Here is a 21,759-nt window from a genome sequence, read left to right as displayed (position 1 = left end):
GGCTGCTACGCGTGTAGAACCTGATCACTGCGCCTGCTCAATCACACCAGCTTTTCCAGCTCCGGGATGATTTCGAACAAGTCACCGACCAGGCCATAATCGGCCACTTGGAAGATAGGCGCTTCTTCGTCCTTGTTGATCGCCACGATCACCTTCGAATCCTTCATGCCCGCCAAGTGCTGAATCGCACCGGAGATACCCACGGCAATGTACAGCTGCGGTGCGACGATCTTGCCGGTTTGCCCCACCTGCATGTCATTGGGTACGAAGCCTGCGTCCACGGCGGCGCGAGAAGCACCCACTGCCGCGCCCAACTTGTCGGCCAAGCCATACAGGTGCTTGAAATTATCGCCGTTCTGCATGCCACGGCCACCGGACACCACGATCTTCGCGGCGGTAAGCTCAGGGCGGTCAGACGCGGCCAGCTCTTCATTGACGAAAGCGGACACGCCTGCATCCTTGGCCTCAGAGACCGCTTCGATCGCTGCCGAGCCACCCTCTGCGGCAACGGGGCCGAAGCCTGTGGTGCGCACGGTGATGACCTTGACGCTGGCGCTGGACTGCACGGTAGCGATGGCGTTACCGGCGTAGATCGGCCGCTTGAAGGTGTCCGCGCTTTCAATGGCGATGATTTCAGACAGTTGATCGACATCCAACTGAGCGGCCACGCGCGGCATGAAGTTCTTGCCATTGGTGGTCGCCGGGGCCAATACGTGGCTATAGCCCGAGGCCAGGCCCACGATCAGCGGCGCGACGTTTTCCGGCAGTTGGTGCGCATAGGCGGTGTTGTCTGCCACCAGTACCTTCGCCACGCCACTGACCTTTGCGGCGGCCTCGGCAACGCTGTCTACGCCTTGCCCGGCTACCAATACATGCACATCGCCACCGATTTGCTGGGCGGCGGCAACGGTGTTGAGGGTGGCGCCCGCCAATGCGCCGTTTTCGTGTTCAGCGATAACCAGGATTGCCATCAGATTACCTTCGCCTCGTTCTTCAGTTTTTCGACCAGTTCGGCCACCGACTTCACCCTGATACCCGCGCTGCGGGTAGCGGGTGCTTCGACCTTGAGCGTCTTATTGGTCGAGGCGGTGCTGACACCCAGCGCATCGGGGGTGAGGCTTTCGAGCGGCTTCTTTTTGGCCTTCATGATGTTAGGCAACGACGCGTAACGCGGTTCGTTCAGGCGCAGGTCGGTGGTCACGATGGCGGGCAGGCTCAACGCCACGGTTTGCAGGCCGCCGTCGATTTCCCGGGTGACGTTGACCTTGTCGCCGGCGACTTCAACCTTGGAGGCAAAGGTGCCCTGGGCGTAGCCCGTGAGCGCGGCGAGCATCTGGCCGGTCTGGTTGTTATCGCTGTCGATGGCCTGCTTGCCGAGGATCACCAACTGAGGCTGCTCTTTGTCGACAACGGCCTTCAACGCCTTGGCGATAGCCAGCGAGCCCAACTCTTCGGTGGTTTCGACCAGTATGGCGCGGTCGGCACCCAGCGCCAGGGCGGTGCGTAATTGCTCCTGGGCGGTGGCCGGGCCAACGGTGACCACTACCACTTCGGTGGCTACGCCCTTTTCCTTCAAGCGAACGGCTTCTTCCACGGCGATTTCGCAGAAGGGGTTCATGCTCATCTTGACGTTGGCAAGATCGACCCCGGAGTTGTCCGCCTTCACGCGGACCTTGACGTTGTAATCGACCACTCGTTTGACAGCTACAAGAACCTTCATGGATTCCTCGTTACTCTCCGGTGAATAAAAATGTCGCAGGGCGGGCCTTGCGGTCGCTGACGGGCCTGTTCGTGGCAGGAACCCGCAGCGTAGCAGACCGTGACCGCCCGCCCCGGAGCCCTGGGCCCGGAAGCCGCCACACGGCGCGAGACCAGCCGTTGCGGGTAACGACTGACCAGAAACCGCCCGTATCTTGACCGCATAGGAAAACCCGGTCAATACGTGGAACCCGCCAGTCATACCCCTGGGCGGGGCGAGTTTATTGGTCTGCGGCCAATTCAAACAAACGTTTGATTTGGACCACCCGCATGGTGTAGATATAATGCGCCACCTGTGATGAGCGTGTACGGTCCATGCCAAGTAGCGCTATCGAGCGGCTGCTACCGGTAGGGCACGCGCGCCGCTGCCCTTATTAGAAAAGCCGCACCTGCCTGCGTTAGGAGAAAAGCTGTGGAACGCGAATACATGGAATTCGACGTGGTCATCGTCGGGGCTGGCCCCGCGGGCCTGTCCGCTGCCTGCCGTATCAAGCAGAAGGCCGCCGAAGCCGGTCAGGAAGTGAGCGTGTGCGTGGTGGAAAAAGGCTCCGAGGTGGGCGCCCACATTCTGTCCGGCGCCGTGTTCGAGCCCCGTGCCCTGGAAGAGCTCTTCCCCGACTGGCAGGCCCTGGGCGCCCCGCTCAATACCCCGGTCAAGCGTGACGATATCTATGTGCTCAAGAATGCCGAGCAGGCCCGCAAGGTGCCGGGCGGCTTCGTGCCCAAAACCATGCACAATAAAGGCAACTACATCATCTCCCTGGGCAACCTGTGCCGGTGGCTGGGCCAGCAGGCCGAGAACCTTGGCGTTGAGGTGTACCCCGGTTTCGCTGCCCAAGAGGCCTTGATCGACGAGCAGGGCGTGGTGCGGGGGATTCTTACCGGTGACATGGGCGTGGACCGTGAAGGCCACCCCAAGCAAGGCATGTATACCCCAGGCATGGAGCTGCGCGGCAAGTACACCTTGTTCGCCGAAGGCTGCCGAGGCCATATCGGCAAGCAGTTGATCGAGCGTTACCAGCTCGACAGCGATGCCGACGCTCAGCATTACGCCATTGGCCTTAAGGAAATCTGGGACGTGGACCCTGCTCGCCACGAGCAAGGTTTGGTGGTGCATACCGCCGGCTGGCCACTGGACGACGATAACCCAGGCGGCTCCTTCCTTTATCACCTTGAAAACAACCAGGTGGTGGTGGGGCTGATCGTGGATCTTTCCTATAGCAACCCCTACCTCTCGCCGTTCGATGAATTCCAGCGCTACAAGCATCATCCCGTGGTGCGCCAGTATCTGGAAGGTGGCAAGCGGGTCAGCTACGGGGCGCGCGCCATCTGCAAGGGCGGGCTCAATGCCTTGCCCAAGATGGTATTCGCTGGCGGCGCGCTGATCGGCTGCGACCTGGGCACGCTGAACTTCGCCAAGATCAAGGGCAGCCACACGGCGATGAAATCCGGCATGCTCGCAGCTGATGCCGTGGTGGAGCGTTTGCTGGCCGGTAGCGAAGGCGGCGACGTACTTACCCGTTACCCGGAAACCTTCAAGGCCAGTTGGGTCTATGACGAGCTGTTCACCAGCCGTAACTTTGGCGCGGCCATTCACAAGTGGGGCGCGATCAAGGGCAGCGCGTTCAACTTCGTGGACCAGAACCTGTTCGGCGGCAAGCTGCCCTTTACCTTGCGGGATAAAACGCCCGACTACGCCTGCCTCAAGCTGGCGGCGGACTCGAAAAAAATCGAGTACCCGCGGCCAGACGGCACGTTGAGCTTCGACAAGCTGAGCTCGGTGTTCCTCTCCGGTACCAACCATGAGGAAGAGCAGCCCTGCCACCTCAAGCTCAAGGACCCAAGCATTCCCATCGCCAAGAACCTGCCCTTGTACGACGAACCCGCCCAGCGCTACTGCCCGGCTGGCGTTTACGAAGTGGTGACTCAGGAGAGTGGTGAGAAGCGGTTCCAGATCAACGCCCAGAACTGTGTGCACTGCAAAACCTGCGATATCAAAGACCCGGCCCAGAACATCGTGTGGGTCGCGCCCGAAGGCTCGGGCGGGCCTACTTACCCTAATATGTAATTGCAGGTACAAAAAAACCCCGCTTTTTATAGCGGGGTTTTGATGAGCTATGCCGTAAAGGTTAGAGCGTCCACTTAAGTGAGAACATCACGTTGCGGGGGTCGCCATAGACGCCGCTACCGGAGCCGGTGGGGATACCCTGCCAGTAACGCTGGTCGAACACGTTATTGAAGTTTACGCGGCCATCCCAGTGTTCATCGAACTGATAGCCGGCCATCAGGCCGACTACGGCGTAGGCGTCTTGATGAGCGTTCGCGGTCTGGCTGACTTGCTCGAAGGTTTTGCTCTGTGCAAACACATCAGCGCCAACCCTCAGCTTGCTCAGGTCGCCGCTCAGGTGATACGTCGTGGCCGCTTTAAACAAATGCTTAGGCTGGTTAGGGGCGAACAGTCGGCCCTCATTGCGCTCGTTCTTATCCTCAGATACTTGGCTAAGCACATAGGTATAGGAGGCCGAGAACTGCCAATCCGGCGTCAAGGCACCCGTCAACTCCGCATCAATACCCTGGCTACGCACTTCGCCAGCAGCTTCGTAACACGTGCGGTTTGCCGCCTTACATAGTGCAGGTTGCGGCGCCATGCGGTACGCGCGGTTATCTTGAGTCATGTTGAACAGGGCCAGCGATGCATTCAGCGCCCCGTCAAAATACTCACCCTTGATCCCAAGCTCATAACTTTCGCCTGTCATTGGATCAAGTGCCGCCCCACTAAGGCCTTGCTCGCTCTGCGGTTTGAAGATCTCCGTATAGCTGGCATAAACGGAGTAAGTGTCGTTCAGATCATAGATTACGCCGGCATACGGGGTCACCTCGCGGGTGACGGCGTAGTCATTCTGACCATTGACTCGATCCTCGTAGTCAAACCAGGTGACCCGGCTGCCTACGATCACATGCAAGGGATCGATGGGGTTAAAACGCGCAACGGCGTATACCGCTTTTTCAGTGCTGGTATTGCGGCCGCTGTAAGGTGAGCGATCTGCCAATGCAGGCTTGGCTATCACCCCTGGGTTAAAGTTGTAAGGGTCTATCTTGACGCCTTCGTTCCAGTACCCACCGACCTGATCGAACTTTTCCTGCCGCCGGCTAGCCCCTACGCTCAGTTCATGTTCACGCCCAAACAACTGGAAGGGCCCACTCAGCGATGCATCCAGGTTGGTCTGCACATCATCGTCTTTATACTGGCCCGAATATTGGTACAGGTCTGCGTCGATATAGCTAAGGTAATTAGAGAAGGTATCAGCCTTGGCCCAGATCTTCGACCCGGCCACCTTGGCCGTCCAGCCATTATCGAAATGGTGGGTAACGTCGGTGAAGAGCGAGTAGTTGTCTTTGTCCCAATAAGCCCAGTCGTTACTTAAAAAGGCGGAACGCTTCAGGTGCAGGTCTTCACCATTAGGCCCACTGGGCAGGCTGCCCCAGTCCGAGGTATTGTCGTCCCGCTGCTTGGAAGCGCCGATGGTCCAGGTGGTGGCTTCGCTCAGGTCCGCTTCCAATACTCCATAGAAGGTTTGGCGCTGATTATCTTTCTGATCGGTAAAGCTGTTGCCATCTTGGTACGCCGCTACCACGCGGCCGCGCAGCGTGCCGGCTTCGTTAAGCTTGTTGGAGGCATCTACTTCGGTGCGATAACGGTCCCAACTGCCCGCGCTGGTAGTCACACTGACCTGCGGCTCGGACGTTGGGCGCTTGCGCACTAGGTTCAAGGTGGCCGAAGGGCTGCCCGCGCCAGACATCAACCCTGTGGCTCCGCGTACCACTTCGATACGGTCATACATGGCTAGGTCGGCCGATGAAATCGTATCCTGGGTATAGGTGCCGCTGCTGGTGGGCAGCCCGTCATACATGATGTTGTCGATCTTGAACCCACGGGACAAGAATGACTGCCGGTCCCCGCCATATTTGCGCAGCGTAATACCCGGCGCATATTTAACCAAATCATTCAGGTCATTCATGCCTTGGTCTTCGATACGCTGGCGAGTCATTACGCTGACCGACTGCGGCGTTTCGCGCACGGACAACGGCAGGCCCGTGGCGGTGCTCATCGCCCCAGTGGTGTAGGACTGGGTGCCTTCAGTGGTGCTCTGCCCCCGCAGCGTTGCGTCGGCGTTGACGTTGACCGTGCCAAGGGTGATGGGGCCTTCCACGGGCTCCTCGGCGTAGGCGGTGCCATACAGGCCAAGCGAGATCGCAACGGTAAGGGCGGAAAGAGCGGGACGAAGCATCTTGTGATTCCTGTAGAAGGCAAAATGCACGTATCACCCAAGGCTGGGAGCGGCCAACTAGACGGCCAGATAGCAAAGGGCTACGTGAGGGCCCGCAAAGTAACAAAAAGTTTAGGTCCGTGTAAATGGGAAGGATTTGCGTTCTTGTTCGTTCCAGTGCCAGCCTACCGACGCCGCTCCAGGCTTTGCACGGTCAGCTCCAACGCTTTTTGCATGTCCAGGCGAGCGGAGCGGCCTACATCTGGGTGCTTGAGGTCGAAGTTACGCTCCGACGGTAGAATAGGCGCGGTCAGGTCTTCTCCGTCCACGGGTTCGAAGTCATCGTCAGTGCCGATAGGCAATGCACTGCGGCGCAGCAGCATGCGCAGTTGTTCAGGGGTCAGGCGCGGGTTGATGGACAACATGGCCGCTACTGCCCCGGCCACCAGAGGCGTGGCGAAAGACGTGCCGCAGTGCACGCTGCCCTGCCCGTCCACCCCTGGGTCTACCCCATGAGTGCAGGCCGCGGCGGCGATGTCGACCCGCCGGTCCAGGTTTGAGGAGGCGCGGCGCACGGCGTAATCCGGGCTTTCCAGGGCGACACCCGCGCGTTCGCTGCGCTGGTGCCCGCCCACCACCAGCAATTGATTGGTTACAAATGAGGACGGCAGGCGGTATTCGTCCTGGCTAGCGGCGGCCGCGGCATTGCCCGCGGAGTTGATCACAACGACGTCCGGGTGTTTGTCCCTCAGCCAGCGAAAGAACGCTTCGAGCAGTTCCTCGTAACCTGCCATGGCCAGCCCGGAACGCAGTTGAGTGTCCGCTTCGCCGCCCTCAACGGTGCGCGTGCCAATGCGGTGCAGGCCCCAGCTCCAATTGAGGATGCGCGCGCCGTCTTCCACCACATTGACCGAGGCTGCGACATTGGCGGTGATACCCGCGTCCGAATCGCGCTCTACGATGACTTCAAAGCCCTTGCTCACCCCCTCTAACCCCCGAAGGAACCCGGTATTGCCGCCCTTTTGCCAGTGCGCCATCAGCACACCGGCCACGGTCGACCCATGGGCCTGGGGCGATTGCGCGTCCCCTGCGTACAAACAGGTGCGTGGCAGTGCGCAAGGGCCCGCATAGTCGGCAAAATCCGCCGAGTCGAAATCCACGTTGCGTTCGATCACGCCGATTCGGATGGGGGTTGGGTTTATTTCCGCGCTCCGAGCCGCCACCCGTCGGCGATAGTAGTTGAGCGCGTCGGCAAAGCGGTTGGCGGCCCACTCGTCCCCGCTCGGCTGGCGCGGCACCTCGTGCTCGGCTTCTTCGGCGGAGGTTTCCTCGATCACCACCGCGTCCACTTCCAGCTCATGGCTGAGCCGAAGCAGTAGCGCATCGCGCTCGATCAAGGTTTTGACCGGCAAACGCAATTGCCAGGTATTGAGCGCAGCAATGCCCCCTACCACGCTGGCGCCATAGCGCTGCGCAAGCTGACGGGCGCGCTCCAAGCCGTTGTAGCGCTCCTCGATCACCACGCTTATCAGGTTCAGGTAAGTGTTCAGCCCCTCGGCATTGGTAGCCATTTCGTTGGGCTTGGCCGCCAACACGTGGTTGCCCGCCATGCTCACCCACACGCTGTTGCTGCTGCGCCCTGCCTGCTCCAGGCGCAAGGGGCCGCTGGCATCCTTACCGCTGCGCAAGGTCAGGCGCAGTTGATTGCCCTCGCGCTCGATGGGCTTGGCCACACCGCCCAACCACGCCTGTACCGGCTCGGCGCTCAAGCCATTGGCTTTGAGGCAAAACACCTGGCTTTGACGCTCAAGCAGGTCATCGCAACGCTCGAGGCGCTCGACCCGCAGGGGTGATTCCGCGTAAGCCGTGGTGGCGAGCCCGCAGAGCATCAAGGTAAGCAGCCAGCGTCGTTCCATGAGAGGGCCTTGTTGTGTTTGCTGGTGTGACTGTCCACCGCGCCGCTTGGTTCAGCTAACAGCCCCCAGCGCCTGGCTCAGGGCCAATGCCGTGGCTTGCACCTCGGGCGTAAGGGCCTGCATGCGTTCCAGCGACATATAGGGGGCGGTACTGGCCACGCTGATGGCGGCTACGATGCGGGCACTGGCGTCTCGCACTGGAGCCGCCACGCAGCGAATGGACGGCTCGTTGTCTTCCAAATCGAAGGCGTACTGCCCGGCCACGTAGGTCAGCATTCGCTCATGAAACGCACCCCAACCGGGCTCTTCCCGACCGGGCCAGAGCGTAGCGGGCGGGGGTTGCTCATCGAACAGGCGGCGCCATTCGCTTTGCGGGCTGTCCAGCAGCAGGGCCTTACCGATGCCGGTGCGGGTCAACGGCATGCGCAGGCCTACCCTGGAGCGCATTTCCGGGCCGTTGCGCCCAGGGTTCTTGTGCAGGTAAAGCACCTGGTCGCCATCGCGCATGGCCAAGTGAACAGTGTCCCCAGTCAGTGCAGACAACTCGTCCAACAGGGGGCCGGCGAGTACCGGCAACGGTAAGTCATCCCGGGCCTGGAACCCCAGTTCGATCAACTTGGGGCCTAGGCGGTAACCGCTGTGGCTGGTCATGCGCAGGTAGCGCTCCTCCACCAGGGCACTGGCTAACCGGTGGGTGGTACTGCGGGTAGTGCCCACATGGGCGGCAATGGCCTTGAGGTCGTGAGCGCCGGCCGCGACTGCCTGTATCACCGCCAGCCCCCTTAACAGGGTTTGGGTGCCGGCGGGCGCGGCCGTGGAAGTATCGCTGGATGTCATAACTCGACCTGGCTGGGAAAGCGGCGAACATTATCGACGGGGCGGCTGGCGCCGTCATCCTGGCTAGGCATCGATACGCTGCACCTTACCCACCAGCAGCACATAACACAGCGCCCCCACCAGCGCCGTAGCGGCCACATAGGTAATGGCTGGCGCGAAAGACTCCCCAGTCGCCAGTAGGCCTATGACCACGGGGGTGACGATGGCTGACAGGTTGCCGATGAAATTAAACATGCCGCCGGTCAGCCCCAGCAGGCGCGCAGGTGCCAGGGTGGACACCAGCGACCAAGTGATAGACGCCAGCCCATTGCCGAAGAACGCCAGGGCCAGGCACGCAATGACCATAGGCGTTGAGTCGAACCAGTTCGCGCCGATGATACAGGTGGAAATCAACAGCCCGGCAATGATGGGCAGCTTGCGCGCCAGGCCAACGGTTGCTCCTCGGCGAATCAGCCAGTCGGAGAACAGCCCGGAACACAGCACACCCACGAAGGCGGCCAGGAAAGGTACCCCGGCCAGCCAGCCGGACTTGATAAAGTCCATGCCGCGGTACTTCACCAGGTAGGTGGGGAACCACGTGAGGAAAAACCACAGGGTGGAGTTCAGGCAAAACTGCCCGATGTAGATGCCCCATAGCTTGCGCTGGGTCAGTACGATCTTCAGGTCACCCAGGTCGATGCCACGGCGCTTGGGTTTGCGCGCGATGTCCACCAAGCCGCCGCCGTCGCGGATCAGCGCCACCTCAGCGGCATTGGCCCCACGAACATCCTGCGGTTCCCGATACAGCGCATACCAGGCCAGCGCCCACAGAATACCGATGGCACCGGTGATCACGAACACCATGTGCCAACCATAGGCAAGCTGCAGCCATGCCAGTATCGGCGTAAGAAATGCCAGGCCAACGAACTGCCCGGAGGTGTAAAAACCAATGGCCGTGGCGCGCTCGCGTTCGGGAAACCAAGTGGTAACCACGCGGCTGTTGATAGGATAAGCCGGCGCTTCCAGCGCCCCCACCGCCATGCGCAAAACGAACAGCGCCACGAAACTGCCCACAAAGCCCAAGGCCACCGTGGCCACCGACCACAACAACAAGGCTACGCTGTAGAGAATGCGCGGCGGCACGCGGTCCACCAGCCAGCCGCCGGGAATCTGCATGGCGGCATAGGTCCAGCCAAAGGCTGAGAACACCAGGCCCACATGGGCTGGGTCCAGGCCCAGTTCGGCGGTCAGCGCCGGTGCCGCGATGGACAGGTTGGAGCGGTCCAGGTAGTTGATCACCACCGTGATGAACAGCAGCACCATGATAAAGAACCGCTTATGGGTCGGCCGAGCCAGCGCGGCCTGGGTGGCTACCGGGGTTGATGCCTGGGTATGCATGCCTTGGGTCTCTTGTTGTTGTGGGGCGTTCCACGCGGTGGGCTATGGCTTCACCATTCGGCGAAGCTGCCATCGGCATGGCGCCAGATGGGGTTGCGCCAGCGGTGGCCGACCGTCGCGCGTTCGCGCACGTACGCTTCGTTGATCTCGATGCCCAGCCCTGGGCCATTGGGGATCTTCACAAAGCCTCTGTCGTAGTCGAACACCTCTGGCTTGCGCACGTAGTCGAGCAGGTCGTTGCTCTCGTTGTAGTGAATGCCCAGGCTCTGTTCCTGAATAAAGGCGTTGTAGCACACCGCATCGAGCTGCAGGCAGGCGGCCAGGGCGATGGGCCCCAGTGGGCAGTGCAGGGCCAGGGCCACGTCGTAGGCCTCGGCCATGGCGGCGATTTTGCGGGTTTCGGTAATGCCGCCGGCGTGGGAGGCATCAGGCTGGATGATGTCCACGTAGCCTTCACTGAGGATGCGCTTGAAATCCCAGCGTGAATACAGCCGCTCGCCCAGGGCGATGGGGGTGCTGGTCAGCGGCGCCAGCTCCTTGACCGCCTCGTAGTTCTCGCTGAGTACGGGCTCTTCGATAAACATTAGCTTGTAAGGATCCAGCTCTTTGATCAGTACCTTGGCCATGGGCTTGTGTACCCGGCCATGGAAGTCCACCCCGATGCCGACGTTAGGCCCTACCGCATCGCGTACCGCAGCCACACTGGCCAAGGCGCGGTCTACTTTTTCGAAGCTGTCCACGAACTGCATCTCTTCGGTGCCGTTCATTTTCACCGCGGTAAAGCCCCGGGCCACGGCTTCGCTGGCCGCCTTGGCGGTTTCGGCCGGGCGATCACCGCCAATCCAGGAGTACACGCGGATGCTGTCGCGCACTGGCCCGCCCAGCAGGTCGCTGACCGACACCCCCAGGGCCTTGCCTTTAATGTCCCACAGGGCTTGGTCGATCCCTGCCAGGGCGCTCATGTGAACCGCGCCGCCGCGATAGAAGCCGCCTCGGTAGAGCACCTGCCAGTGGTCTTCGATATGCCGAGGGTCTTTGCCCACCAGGTAATCAGACAGTTCTTCAACAGCCGCGGCCACGGTATGGGCACGCCCCTCGACCACAGGCTCGCCCCAGCCGCAAATGCCCTCGTCAGTCTCGATCTTCAGAAACAGCCAGCGCGGGGGAACGATAAAGGTGCTCAGTCGGGTAATTTTCATCGCGTATCTCTTGTTATCGAACGTAAAAGCGGTAAAGGGGCTGGATCAGCGAGCGCCCTGCCAGCCGCGCATGTAGGCATCGGCACGGTCACGTACCTGCGCTGCCGACAGGCCTGGCTTGAACAGCCCCGAGCCTAGACCAAAGCCGGCGACCCCAGCCTCCAGGAAGGGCGCCATGTTGTCCGGGGTGATTCCCCCAACGGGTACCAAAGGCGTGCCCTTGGGCAACACGGCCAGCAAGGCGCGAACCACGGCGGGAGTGAGTGCCTCGGCGGGGAACAACTTGAGCGCGTCGGCCCCCTCCTCCAGGGCCGCGAAGGCCTCCGTCGGGGTCATCACCCCTGGGGCCAATTGCAGGCCAGCGGCCTTGGCCGCGCGCAGAACCTTAAGGTCGCTGTGGGGCATCACGATCAGTTGGCCGCCGGCGTCACGTACAGCCAATACGTCCGCTTCGCTGAGGACCGTACCGGCGCCGATCAGGCAGTCGCCAGGCAAGGCGTCACGCAGGGTACGGATGCTGCGCAAGGGCTCTGGGGAGTTGAGCGGCACTTCGATGACCCGCAGGCCGCTGGCATAGAGCTGCTCACCCATGGCCAGCGCTTCTTCGGGGCGTAGCCCACGTAAAATGGCGATCAGCCCATTGGTGGCCATGGCGTCTTTAAGCAACATGCAAAGCTCCTTGAGAAAGGGTTAAACCAGGCCGGCCGCCAAGGCGATGCGCCATAACCCACGTTCGGTGGCGTTTTCGGCGATATCGACGTGGCCCAGGCCACAGGCGGCGAGCGCCCGCTGGTAGCGCTGGCATAAGCGGGTGTTGCCGATCAGCACCACCCGTGCGCCAGGTTGAGAAAGGTCGCGGTTAGCGTTAACGAGGGCCGCGATTTCATGGCCAATCATTAGCCCAGAGAGGTAATCCGCTTGTTCGGTGGGCGCCAGGGCACCGGTCAGGCCGAGGGTACGGGCGCTGAACAGCGTGGCGAGCACGCCTAGTTGCCCGGCGTCGGATAACGCGACCTGAACGCCCCGGTCAAAGGCCTCAGCCTGGAAACTGTCACTAGGGCGCTGAGTGCGGGCCAGGATGGTGTGGGCACAAGCAGCGGCGTAGAGCTCGCCGGTCATAAAGGTGTCGAAGTGCTGAATGCGCTCGGCATCGGCCTTGACCCATTTACTGTGGGTGCCAGGTAGGCCGATCAGCATGGGGAGTGCGGTATCCCCTTCTACCTGTGGCTGCTTGGCTTGGCCGCGACCAGGCTGCAATGCTTCGAGCAGGCCGAACACCTGGGTTTCTTCCCCACGCATCACGTTGGGCAAGGCGCCGTTTTGCAGAATGCCAGGCACGATATGTAGGTGCCCACCGCCCTGCAAGGGTACGGCCAGCAGGCCATCGGCAAGGCGCTCGGCGCTGGTCGGCGCGGGGCAATACGGCACTTCCCGCCAGCCCTGGGCGCTGCCAATCATGCCGCAGGCTATCAATGGCACAGCCCGTTCAGCGGCACGCCAGTCACCGCATGCCTCAGCCAGTGCCTGGTCGAAGGCACCGTCCTGTACCTGCATGATGCCCTGCGCCAGCTCCCGGGTATCCAACACCCGCCCGCCTTGGCCAAAGCGATAGGCGCGCAGTGAGGACGTGCCCCAGTCCAGCCCGATCAAGTGTGCCTGCATCGGATTACCTATTGTTGTTTTGATAAGCGGTGAATAGTCAGACTATAAACCCAGCCCTAGCAATATCTCAATATATAAATTTGATTCCCACATTATGGGACATAGCTGCGCCTGTAGGAGGCAGCTAAGCGGCCGAATAGACCTAAAAGAGGTTGTTCGCAAGCTTTGCTCGCTCTCATCAAACAAACATAACCTATTGATTAAAAATCTAAATCACACCGCTTTAACTGGCGCTATGCGCGGACGTGTCGGCCCTATTCGCCAGCTTCGCTGACGCCTACACGATGACCTGCGCACCTGCCCAACCTTCGGGTGCATCAGTGTGTAGGCGTGAGCGAAGCTGGCGAAAGCTGCACCGCGAGGGTTGCCGTCAGGCGCCATGTACCCCTGTTTGCTGTGCGACAGCCCGGCGCCTTGGCGGCGGGACGGCTCTTACAAAGAGTAACGGGGTGGCGCAGTGGCGGGGTCAATCGAAACCGCGGCGGCCTTGCAGGCCACCGGTATGCACGAACATCACGCGAGTGCCCGGCTTGAGCTGGCCCGTGAGCACATGGTCATGCAACGCTAACAGGGCTTTGGCGGTGTAGAGCGGCTCCAAGGGCACACCCGCCTGGGCTTCGCACTGGCGCATAAAGGCCATGAGTAAGGCATCGACCTTGCCAAAGCCACCCCGGCTAGCCTCGTGCCATTCCACGCCTTGATCGCCAGCCAGGGCCCGTACGTTCGCCTCGGCGCCCTGCCCTGCCGGTACCGCCAGGGCCCCGTGAACGCGGCGCTTGCCCGCTTCGCCGCAAACCAGGCCTGCCAGGGTGGTACCGGTACCCGCCGCCAGCCACCAGGCGTCGAAATCGTCCCAGCCCAGGGTGGGCAACCGGGCCTCCACCCGCGCGACCAGCGTAGCGCAGGCGAGCATGCCCTCGGCGCAGGCACCGCCTTCGGGTATGGCGAGCATCCCAGGGTAACGGGCCAGCCAAGGGTCCCAGAAGCCTGGCTGATAGCGCGCGCGGTAACCACCATAGCCTAACCAGTGCAGGTGCATGCCCATGGCCTGGAGGTCTTCGACGGTGGCAGTGTGCTGAGGCTCGCCGCGTAGCAGCCCCACGGTCTGCAAGCCTTCACGATGCCCCGCGGCGGCCAGTGCATGCAGGTGGTTGGACCACGCCCCACCCAGGCTGATCAGGCCAGGGGCACCGCTACGTTGTGCCCGCGCCAGCCAAGGCTTGAGCTTGAACCATTTGTTGCCGCTGACCAACGGGTCGATAAGGTCCAGCCGTAGCACCGCCGCCTTAACGCCTGCGGCGGTCAGCCAAGGCAGGCGCAGGCGTTGCAGGGCCAGGGGAACGCTTGCCAGGTTGGCCTCATTCACAATACGGCTGCCAGCCGCGCCCCTTGGCCGATGGCCCGCTTGGCATCAAGCTCGGCGGCCACATCGGCACCGCCGATCACGTGCACCTTCAACCCGGCCTCTAGCAGGCCTTGTTCCAGCTCGCGCAGTGGGTCCTGGCCGGCGCACACCACCACGTTGTCTACCGCCAACAATTGCGGCTCACCCTGGCCTACTCGAATGTGCAGGCCTTGGTCATCGACCTTCAGGTACTGCACCGCATTGAGCATCTGTACTCGCTTACTTTTAAGGCCAGCCCGGTGAATCCAGCCGGTGGTCTTGCCCAGCCCATCGCCGACCTTGCCGGCCTTGCGCTGCAGTAGCCATACCTGGCGCGCGGGCGGGCTGACCTCGCCCTGAACACCCGCAACCCCGCCGCGTGCTTCCAGGGCAGGGTCGATCCCCCACTCACGCCAGAAGGCCTCCGGGTTCAGGCTACTGACCGTGCCCTGGTGAACCAGAAACTCGCTTACGTCGAAGCCAATACCACCGGCGCCTATCACCGCCACTCGATCACCCACGGGGCAGCGACCCAGCAGCACGTCCAGGTAGGTGAGCACCATGGGGTGGTCGATACCGGGGATTGGCGGCACCCTAGGCACAATACCGGTCGCCAGGATCACTTCGTCGAACCCTTCGGCCAGCAGTTGCGCCACCCCTACCCTTTGCCCCAGTTTCAGGGTCACCCCCGTGGTATCGAGCTTTCGGCGGAAGTAGCGCAGGGTTTCGTTGAATTCTTCCTTGCCTGGAATACGCCGAGCCACATTGAACTGCCCGCCTATCTCAGGCGCGTCGTCAAACAGGGTCACCTGATGACCACGCTCGGCCGCTACGGTGGCGGCAGACAGCCCCGCCGGGCCCGCGCCGACCACCGCCACCCGGCGGACCGCCGTGGTAGGCAGATAGCGCAATTCGGTTTCGTGACAGGCACGGGGGTTGACCAGGCAGGTGGTGAGCTTGCCGGCGAAGGTATGGTCCAGGCAGGCCTGGTTGCAGGCGATGCAGGTGTTGATCTCATCGGCACGGCCGGCCGCGGCCTTGGCCACAAAGGCAGGGTCGGCCAAAAATGGCCGCGCCATGGAAACCATATCCGCGTAGCCACCGGCCAACACTTGCTCGGCAACCTCGGGCGTATTGATGCGGTTGGTGGTGATCAGAGGCACGTTGACCGCGCCGCGCAACTTGGCCGTTACCCGTGCGAAAGCGGCGCGGGGGACCTTGGTGGCGATGGTGGGAATGCGCGCCTCATGCCAGCCGATGCCTGTGTTGATCAGCGTGGCCCCTGCCGCTTCTACGGCCTGCGCCAACTGGACCACTTCCGGCCAGTCGCTGCCGCCTTCGATCAGGTCCAGCATCGACAGTCGGAAGATGATGATAAAGGCTTCGCCTACCGCTGCCCGGATCTGGCTGACGATCTCTACCGCCAGGCGCATGCGGTTTTCATAGCTGCCGCCCCAGTGATCGGTGCGATGGTTGGTCCAGGCCGCCAGGAACTGATTAATGAAATAGCCTTCCGAACCCATGATTTCCACGCCGTCGTAGCCGGCCTGCTGGGCTAGCCGGGCGCAGCGCACAAAATCAGCGATCTGCTGTTCTACCCCCGCGTCGTCCAGCTCCCGTGGTTTGAACGGGTTGATCGGTGCCTGTAGCGCGCTGGGCGCGACCAGGTCGGGGCTATAGGCATAGCGCCCCGCATGGAGGATCTGCATGCAGATTTTCCCGCCCTCGGCATGTACCGCATCGGTCACCAGGCGGTGGCGCGCGGCTTCCTCAACGGTAGTGAGCTTGGCGGCGCCCTTGTATACACCGCCCTCTTCGTTCGGTGCGATACCTCCCGTAACCATCAGGCCCACGCCACCGCGCGCGCGCTCGGCAAAATACACCGCCATGCGTTCAAAGCCGCCTTTGACCTCTTCCAGGCCCGTGTGCATCGAGCCCATCAGCGTACGGTTAGGCAAGGTGGTAAAGCCTAGGTCGAGGGGGGCCAACAGATGAGGGTAGGCTGCGTTGCTCATGGGGTACTCCGGCATCAGGCCCGACTGCTCGACACGTCGTCCAGGGGCGGTAAAGGTGTGCAAAGCCCTTCCAAAACCGGGCTATCACACTGATGGCTGCGACAGTAAAGAGCCAAGGGGCTCGGCTCAATGATCCGAAGTAACAAGTCGTTGATCGAAATGCACAGGGTGCTACCCTGTGCGTCACTGTCTGCCGTGTTGTGCCGTTATGCGTAAAGTTGCTGTGCTGTGTTTCTTCGGGCTGTTGCTAGCAGGCGTGGCTGGGTATTCCTGGTGGGCCGCGCAACGGCCGGTGGCCCATTACCTCTCCGACCTGCGCATCGAGGAATTGTCGAACCAAGGCACCCCAGGGGCCGTGGGTAATCTGCTAGGGCTTGAGCCGCACATGGCCCCGGCGGACTACCAGACCCCCCACCGCTTGCAAATGAAGTTCGAAGCCTACCTGCGCCAGGCGCGGGCCATGGGGTTGCTAAGCTCCAGAACCATCGTAGTGCTCCCTGAACATATCGGCACTTGGCTATGGCTCAGTGGCGAAAAAGGCCAGGTGTACCAGGCCGACCACCTGCAAACGGCCAGCAACTGGCTGACCTTGAGCAACCCTGTGGCTTTCGCGCGAGCCTGGTTCGGGGGCGAAGGTAAACATCGCTTTAGCGAAGCCCAACTGCGCATGAAGGCCACGGGCATGGCCGAAGATTACCAGCGGGTATTCGGCGGGCTTGCCCGGCAGTTCGGGGTGACCTTGGTGGCCGGGTCTATCATCCTGCCCGAGCCCAGCGTGCGTGGGGGCCGCCTGGTAATCGACGATGGCCCGCTCTACAACGTAGCGGTAACCTTCGCCAGCGACGGCCGCCCTTTGGCTGAGCCTTTGCGCCAGCACCAGGTGCGCTGGCGGCGCTTTTTAAGCCCAGGGCCCGCCCCTGCCATGCAAGTGCTGCAAACCCCGGCTGGCCCCTTGGCTTTGGCCTTGGGCGAGGACGCCTGGAGCCTGGCGGTACAGGCCAAGGTGCGGGAATCCGGGGCTCAAGCGCTGGCCGTGCCAGCATTCATGGCCGCTGATGTGGGCCAGGCAACGCAGGCTGCGGGCCCGCTGCCGCTCACCGGGGCAAGCACCGCGGGCCTGGTGGTTTACCTGCATGGGCGCTTCTGGAACCATCGCGGCGAGGGTGAAGGTTACAGCTGGCAGGCGGGGCAAGCCGCGCCAAGGACCGCTGGCGGCAAGGGCGCCGGGCTGTTCAACCTATGGCTGTGAGCGCCACGCCCATTCGCTTGGGTGAGGTATCGGTAGGCTTTCTTCAAGCCTTGGCGGGCGCTGTATCTGCCCATGGCCTGGACCCCGCGCCCTTGTTGCAGCGCTACGGCTTTGACCCCGCGCGGCTGGCGCAACCGGAAGCAAGCTTGTCCATTGCCCGGTATATGCGCCTGGGCCATGGGGCCATAGAACTCACCGGTAACCCGGCGCTGGGCTTGGCCATGGGCCAGGCCGCGCGGCTGGCCCAGGCAGGCTTGGCGGGGGTAACTGCGGCCCAGGCGCCCACCGTGCGCGAGGCGGCGCGGGCACTGATTCGCTTTGAGCCGCTCTATGGCACCAACTACCGGGGGCAGTCCAGTGTGGTGGAAGACGCCCAAGGCGCCTGGCTGAACTTCTATTCCATCAGCCCCTATAACGACTACAACCGTTTCGTGGTGGAGGCCCTACTGAGTGGCTGGCTGCGGCAACTGGAAACCGTAGCCGGGCAACCACTGCGCGCGCAGCAACTGGAGATCGAATTTGCCGCCCCGCCCTACGCCAGTGCCTATGAGCCGCTGTGCGAAGGGCCGGTGCAATTCGGCGCCAGTGGCAATCGTCTGCGGCTGGGTAAAGCCGTATTGGCCCTGCGTAATGCCGAGCATTGCCCCAGCACCTGGCACCAATTACTGGGCCTGTGCGAAGAAGCGCTGGCCCGGCGCACCCGCGCCCGTAGCCTGACCGAGCGTGTTACGGCGCTGCTGGGGCCTTTGCTGGAGGGCCGCCGCGAACCAGACCTGGACCAGGTAGCCGCGCGCCTGAAACTGCCGCCCTGGACCCTAAGACGCAAACTGGCCGAGGAAGGCACCGGGTTTCGAGATATCCTCAACCAGACCCGCCGCGACCTGGCCCTGGCCTATATCCGTGATACCGAGCTGAGCCTGGGGGAGATTACCTACCTACTGGGGTTCACCTCCGCCGAGGCCTTTCAACGGGCCTTCAAACGCTGGGCTGGCCATCCGCCGGGGGCGTATCGGCGGCTGTGCAAGGCCGACCGAGCCTGACCCACGCTGTACTCCCTATTGTTGAGGCTCAGGCTCGGGCGTGGGCTCGGGTTCTGGCGCTGGCTGCGTGGAAACGGCAGGGCTGATCGCCGTGGGCTGCGCAGGAGGGGCCAACGGCTGCGAACCCTGTGCTGGTTCAAGACCGCCATCTGGCTGTGAAGCAGGCTCTGGCGAAGGCCTGGGTGCAGGTGCAGGGGTTGGCACCAGCGCGGCAGGTTCAGGTACGCCCAGGTCCGCCTTGGGTTTATCCGGGAGGTGCCGGGCTTCTTTCACGGCCTTGGGCAAGAAGCTTTCCACCAAACCGAAATACCGCTCATAGAACTCAGTAGCCGCTACCGTTTCGCTGGCCACCTTCACCATGGAGTCATCGGTGGAGCCGATCGGCATGGACACCGACCCTAGTACACCCACGCCCAGGCTGGCCGAGTTGTTGACCTTCTTGAGGGCGTAACGATCCTGCAAGGCATTGGCGAACATGGTGGAGCTACGGCCACTGTCACTGTCTGCGGCACACACCACACTGAAGGAAATCTCCAGGTGCGTATCGCCGTTTTGTTGGAAGCTCTTGTGGCCGCTGACCAGCTTGGGGTCGCTGCTGGTGATGATATAACCCTGGCTGAGCAAGGCCCGCCGCGCGGCTTCGCAGGAGGCCGCGTCACTGACCGGGTAGCTGCGCGAAAAGGTGCCCGAGTCGTTGAAGTGCTCGTGTTCGTAAATGGCCTGCCTTGGCGAAGAGCAGCCAGTGGCGGTGGCCACGATCATGGCCAGCACGCTCCCGGTACGCGGGGCAGTGGCGGCAATGGTTTTGAGCATGGAGGTAACCTGCAAGACAGTCGACAGGGCATTGTGCAGCACAAGGCCGGCCCTGGTGTGAAATTGGCATGAAGGGCGGGATTTTACTACGCACCGCCTTTGGGCGACACCCGTCACATGGCCGCGCCCTGCTCCGTGCCGTATAGTGCGCTGCGGCGCGCGCTGCCCGAGCCCGCCTTTCGTGTGTTGGTTACCGCCTTGAGGAGCCGGTTATGTCCCGCCGCCTGATGCCTTCGATGACCGCCCTGCAATGCTTCGAAGCTGCCGCCCGGCACCTTAGCTTCACCCGCGCCGCCCAAGAGCTGCACTTGACCCAGAGCGCGGTGAGCAAGCAGGTCGCGCAACTCGAAGACATGCTGCGCCATCACCTGTTCCAGCGCGTGCGCAGGCGCTTGCAGCTCACCCCGGCCGGCTCGCTGTACGTGGCCGAGGTGAACAAAATCCTCACCCAGATCGACATGTCCAGCCGCTATATCCTGTCCTACGGGGCTGAAACCGAGGTGCTCAGGGTAGCCACGCAACCCACCTTCGGTGCCCGCTGGCTGATCCCGGCGCTCAAGGGCTTCGGCAAGCGCTACCCACAGATTCACCTGGACATCAGCAACGCCCTGGAACCCTTCGACCTGTCTCAGGCCCGTGCCGATGTTGCGTTTTTCTTTGGCCAAGGCACCTGGCCGGGCGCCACCTGCCTGCCGTTGTTCAAAGAACAGGTGGTACCGGTGTGCGCGCCAGAATTGCTGGCTGAACAGCCCCTGACCGATGCCGTGGCCCTGGCCGATGTGGTGCTGCTGCAATGCACGTCACGCCCAGAGGCCTGGCACGAGTGGTTCCTCGCACAGCAGTTGCACTCGCCCAATAGCTACCACGGGCCGCGCTTCGATACCTTTTATATGTGTATCCATGCCGCGGTGGCGGGCTGCGGCGTGGCCCTGATCCCCCGTTACCTGGTCGAGGACGAGCTCGCCTCGGGCAAGCTGGTGATCCCGGTCGGGCCGGCCATGCCCAGCAACGGCGCGCACTTCATTGCCTATTCCGAGCACGCCGCCGAAGTGCCTAAGGTCAAGCACTTCGTCGAGTGGATTCTCGAACGAGCGCGGCAACCCTAGGTTGCCTGATAACCACCCGGTGCTTCGCGCCCAGGAACGCCGTATCATTACCGGCATTTCATCTTCGAGCGCTCCCCATGCATTCCGCACCCTCGTTGTCCCCGGCCCGTGGCTGGTCCTTTTGGTGGAAACCTGCGCTGTTCCTGCTAGTGGCGGCGCTGGGGCTGTACTACGTAAAGTGGTCGCCGTATTACCTGAAGTCATTCGTGGCCGCGCAGAACCACAGCATCGGCGGCTCGATCATCGCTGACAACCCGGCCTCGCCTCTACTGGCCGCGCTGACCTATGCCCACGTGTATTTCCTGGCGATCTGGAAAGCAGCGGTGCTGGCAGTGATTCTGGGTTCGCTGTTACAGGTGCTGATTCCCCGCGACTGGCTATTGCGCCTGTTCGGCAAGGCTGGGCTGGGCTCCGCGCTGCGCGGCGGACTGTTCGCGCTGCCGGGCATGATGTGCAGCTGCTGCGCCGCACCGGTAGCGGCGGGCCTGCGTAAGCAGCAGGTGTCCGTGGGCGCGGCCTTAGCGTTCTGGATCGCCAACCCGGTGCTCAACCCTGCCACCCTGGTGTTTATGGGCTTCGTTCTGGGCTGGTCTTTCGCGGCTTTGCGCTTGGTGGGCGGGGTGGTGCTGGTGCTGGGGGTGGCGCTGTTGGCGCAGCGTATTTCCCGCCCCCAAGCCCTGCCGGAGCCAGCGGTGGATGCGGTACAGGCCGCTACGGCCAACCCTGAAGGCAGCGTGTTGCAGCGCTGGGCCGTAAGCCTGTGGCAGCTGTTCTGGAGCACCATTCCGGTTTACGTGCTGGCGGTGCTGCTACTGGGCGCGGCGCGGGTATGGCTGTTCCCCCATGTAGAGGGGGGCTTTGGTGAAGGCCTGGGCTGGCTGGTACCCATGGCGGTGGTCGGTACCTTGTTCGTGATCCCCACGGCGGCGGAGATTCCCATCGTACAAACCCTGATGACTCTGGGCCTGGGAACCGCGCCGGCAGTGGCCTTGCTTATGACCCTGCCTAGCGTAAGCTTGCCCTCGCTGCTGATGCTGCGTAAATCCTTCGACGCACGGGTGCTATGGCTCGTGGGCGGGTCGGTGATGGCTTTTGGCGTGGTGTGGGGGCTGCTGGCGACGCTAGTGCTTTGAGG

At 62.4% G+C, this 21,759-nt stretch carries 17 protein-coding genes; 5 read left to right on the top strand and 12 right to left on the bottom strand.

The window, feature by feature from the left end:
* Window positions 1–41: 41 nt before the first annotated feature.
* Together ACWKV4_RS05660 and ACWKV4_RS05655 are read right to left on the bottom strand one after the other, a co-directional pair.
* On the bottom strand, window positions 42–971 hold the full coding sequence (locus ACWKV4_RS05660) for an electron transfer flavoprotein subunit alpha/FixB family protein (protein WP_483830665.1): 930 nt from the start codon (window positions 969–971) through the stop codon (window positions 42–44).
* A complete protein-coding gene (locus ACWKV4_RS05655) occupies window positions 971–1,720 on the bottom strand; it encodes an electron transfer flavoprotein subunit beta/FixA family protein (protein ID WP_483830666.1) in 750 nt (249 codons plus the stop codon). The genes ACWKV4_RS05660 and ACWKV4_RS05655 overlap by 1 nt, the downstream gene beginning before the upstream one ends.
* Before the next feature lie 450 nt (window positions 1,721–2,170).
* Between ACWKV4_RS05655 and ACWKV4_RS05650 the strand changes: the two genes are divergently transcribed.
* Window positions 2,171–3,826 (top strand): electron transfer flavoprotein-ubiquinone oxidoreductase, encoded by a 1,656-nt coding sequence (locus ACWKV4_RS05650; RefSeq protein WP_483830667.1) that lies wholly within the window; start codon window positions 2,171–2,173, stop codon window positions 3,824–3,826.
* Window positions 3,827–3,887: 61 nt separating this feature from the next.
* On the opposite strand, the gene ACWKV4_RS05645 is transcribed toward ACWKV4_RS05650, so the two are convergent.
* From ACWKV4_RS05645 to ACWKV4_RS05605, 9 genes are all read right to left on the bottom strand, one after another.
* Window positions 3,888–6,047, bottom strand: a complete 2,160-nt coding sequence (locus tag ACWKV4_RS05645; RefSeq protein WP_483830668.1) for a TonB-dependent siderophore receptor — start codon at window positions 6,045–6,047, stop codon at window positions 3,888–3,890.
* Between the two features lie 164 nt (window positions 6,048–6,211).
* Window positions 6,212–7,942: a S8 family peptidase gene (locus ACWKV4_RS05640; protein WP_483830669.1), complete on the bottom strand. Its 1,731-nt coding sequence runs from the start codon at window positions 7,940–7,942 to the stop codon at window positions 6,212–6,214.
* A 51-nt stretch (window positions 7,943–7,993) separates the two neighbouring features.
* Window positions 7,994–8,779, bottom strand: a complete 786-nt coding sequence (locus ACWKV4_RS05635; protein WP_483830670.1) for an IclR family transcriptional regulator — start codon at window positions 8,777–8,779, stop codon at window positions 7,994–7,996.
* 63 nt (window positions 8,780–8,842) lie between these two features.
* The gene (locus ACWKV4_RS05630; RefSeq protein ID WP_483830671.1) at window positions 8,843–10,156 is read right to left on the bottom strand and encodes an MFS transporter; all 1,314 of its coding nucleotides are present in this window, start codon (window positions 10,154–10,156) and stop codon (window positions 8,843–8,845) included.
* Window positions 10,157–10,206: 50 nt separating this feature from the next.
* Window positions 10,207–11,355, bottom strand: a complete 1,149-nt coding sequence (dgoD, locus tag ACWKV4_RS05625; protein ID WP_483830672.1) for a galactonate dehydratase — start codon at window positions 11,353–11,355, stop codon at window positions 10,207–10,209.
* Window positions 11,356–11,400: 45 nt separating this feature from the next.
* Window positions 11,401–12,021 carry a 2-dehydro-3-deoxy-6-phosphogalactonate aldolase gene (locus ACWKV4_RS05620; protein ID WP_483830911.1) on the bottom strand — a complete coding sequence of 207 codons (621 nt, stop codon included), beginning with the start codon at window positions 12,019–12,021 and terminating at the stop codon, window positions 11,401–11,403.
* A 24-nt stretch (window positions 12,022–12,045) separates the two neighbouring features.
* Window positions 12,046–13,017, bottom strand: coding sequence for a 2-dehydro-3-deoxygalactonokinase (locus ACWKV4_RS05615; RefSeq protein WP_483830673.1), 972 nt, complete (start codon window positions 13,015–13,017; stop codon window positions 12,046–12,048).
* A gap of 466 nt (window positions 13,018–13,483) precedes the next feature.
* Window positions 13,484–14,383 (bottom strand): 1-aminocyclopropane-1-carboxylate deaminase/D-cysteine desulfhydrase, encoded by a 900-nt coding sequence (locus ACWKV4_RS05610; RefSeq protein ID WP_483830674.1) that lies wholly within the window; start codon window positions 14,381–14,383, stop codon window positions 13,484–13,486.
* On the bottom strand, window positions 14,380–16,416 hold the full coding sequence (locus tag ACWKV4_RS05605; protein ID WP_483830675.1) for an FAD-dependent oxidoreductase: 2,037 nt from the start codon (window positions 16,414–16,416) through the stop codon (window positions 14,380–14,382). Before ACWKV4_RS05605 ends, ACWKV4_RS05610 begins: the two co-directional genes overlap by 4 nt.
* A 208-nt stretch (window positions 16,417–16,624) precedes the next feature.
* Here ACWKV4_RS05605 and ACWKV4_RS05600 point away from each other — a divergent pair, with 208 nt between their 5' ends.
* Both ACWKV4_RS05600 and ACWKV4_RS05595 read left to right on the top strand, forming a co-directional pair.
* On the top strand, window positions 16,625–17,665 hold the full coding sequence (locus ACWKV4_RS05600) for a carbon-nitrogen hydrolase family protein (RefSeq protein ID WP_483830676.1): 1,041 nt from the start codon (window positions 16,625–16,627) through the stop codon (window positions 17,663–17,665).
* Window positions 17,656–18,705: an AraC family transcriptional regulator gene (locus ACWKV4_RS05595; RefSeq protein WP_483830677.1), complete on the top strand. Its 1,050-nt coding sequence runs from the start codon at window positions 17,656–17,658 to the stop codon at window positions 18,703–18,705. Before ACWKV4_RS05600 ends, ACWKV4_RS05595 begins: the two co-directional genes overlap by 10 nt.
* Window positions 18,706–18,720: 15 nt before the next feature.
* Here ACWKV4_RS05595 and ACWKV4_RS05590 read toward each other — a convergent pair whose 3' ends face one another.
* Window positions 18,721–19,518 (bottom strand): DUF2242 domain-containing protein, encoded by a 798-nt coding sequence (locus tag ACWKV4_RS05590; RefSeq protein WP_483830912.1) that lies wholly within the window; start codon window positions 19,516–19,518, stop codon window positions 18,721–18,723.
* 212 nt (window positions 19,519–19,730) lie between these two features.
* Here ACWKV4_RS05590 and gcvA point away from each other — a divergent pair, with 212 nt between their 5' ends.
* Complete coding sequence (gcvA, locus tag ACWKV4_RS05585) at window positions 19,731–20,624, top strand: transcriptional regulator GcvA (RefSeq protein ID WP_483830678.1); 894 nt, start codon at window positions 19,731–19,733, stop codon at window positions 20,622–20,624.
* A 77-nt stretch (window positions 20,625–20,701) separates the two neighbouring features.
* Window positions 20,702–21,757 carry a permease gene (locus ACWKV4_RS05580; RefSeq protein WP_483830679.1) on the top strand — a complete coding sequence of 352 codons (1,056 nt, stop codon included), beginning with the start codon at window positions 20,702–20,704 and terminating at the stop codon, window positions 21,755–21,757.
* Window positions 21,758–21,759: the final 2 nt, after the last annotated feature.

The sequence above is a fragment of the Pseudomonas artemisiae genome (assembly GCF_057128685.1).
Note: the sequence above shows the minus strand (reverse complement) of the source record. Positions and strands in the feature narration are given on the sequence as shown.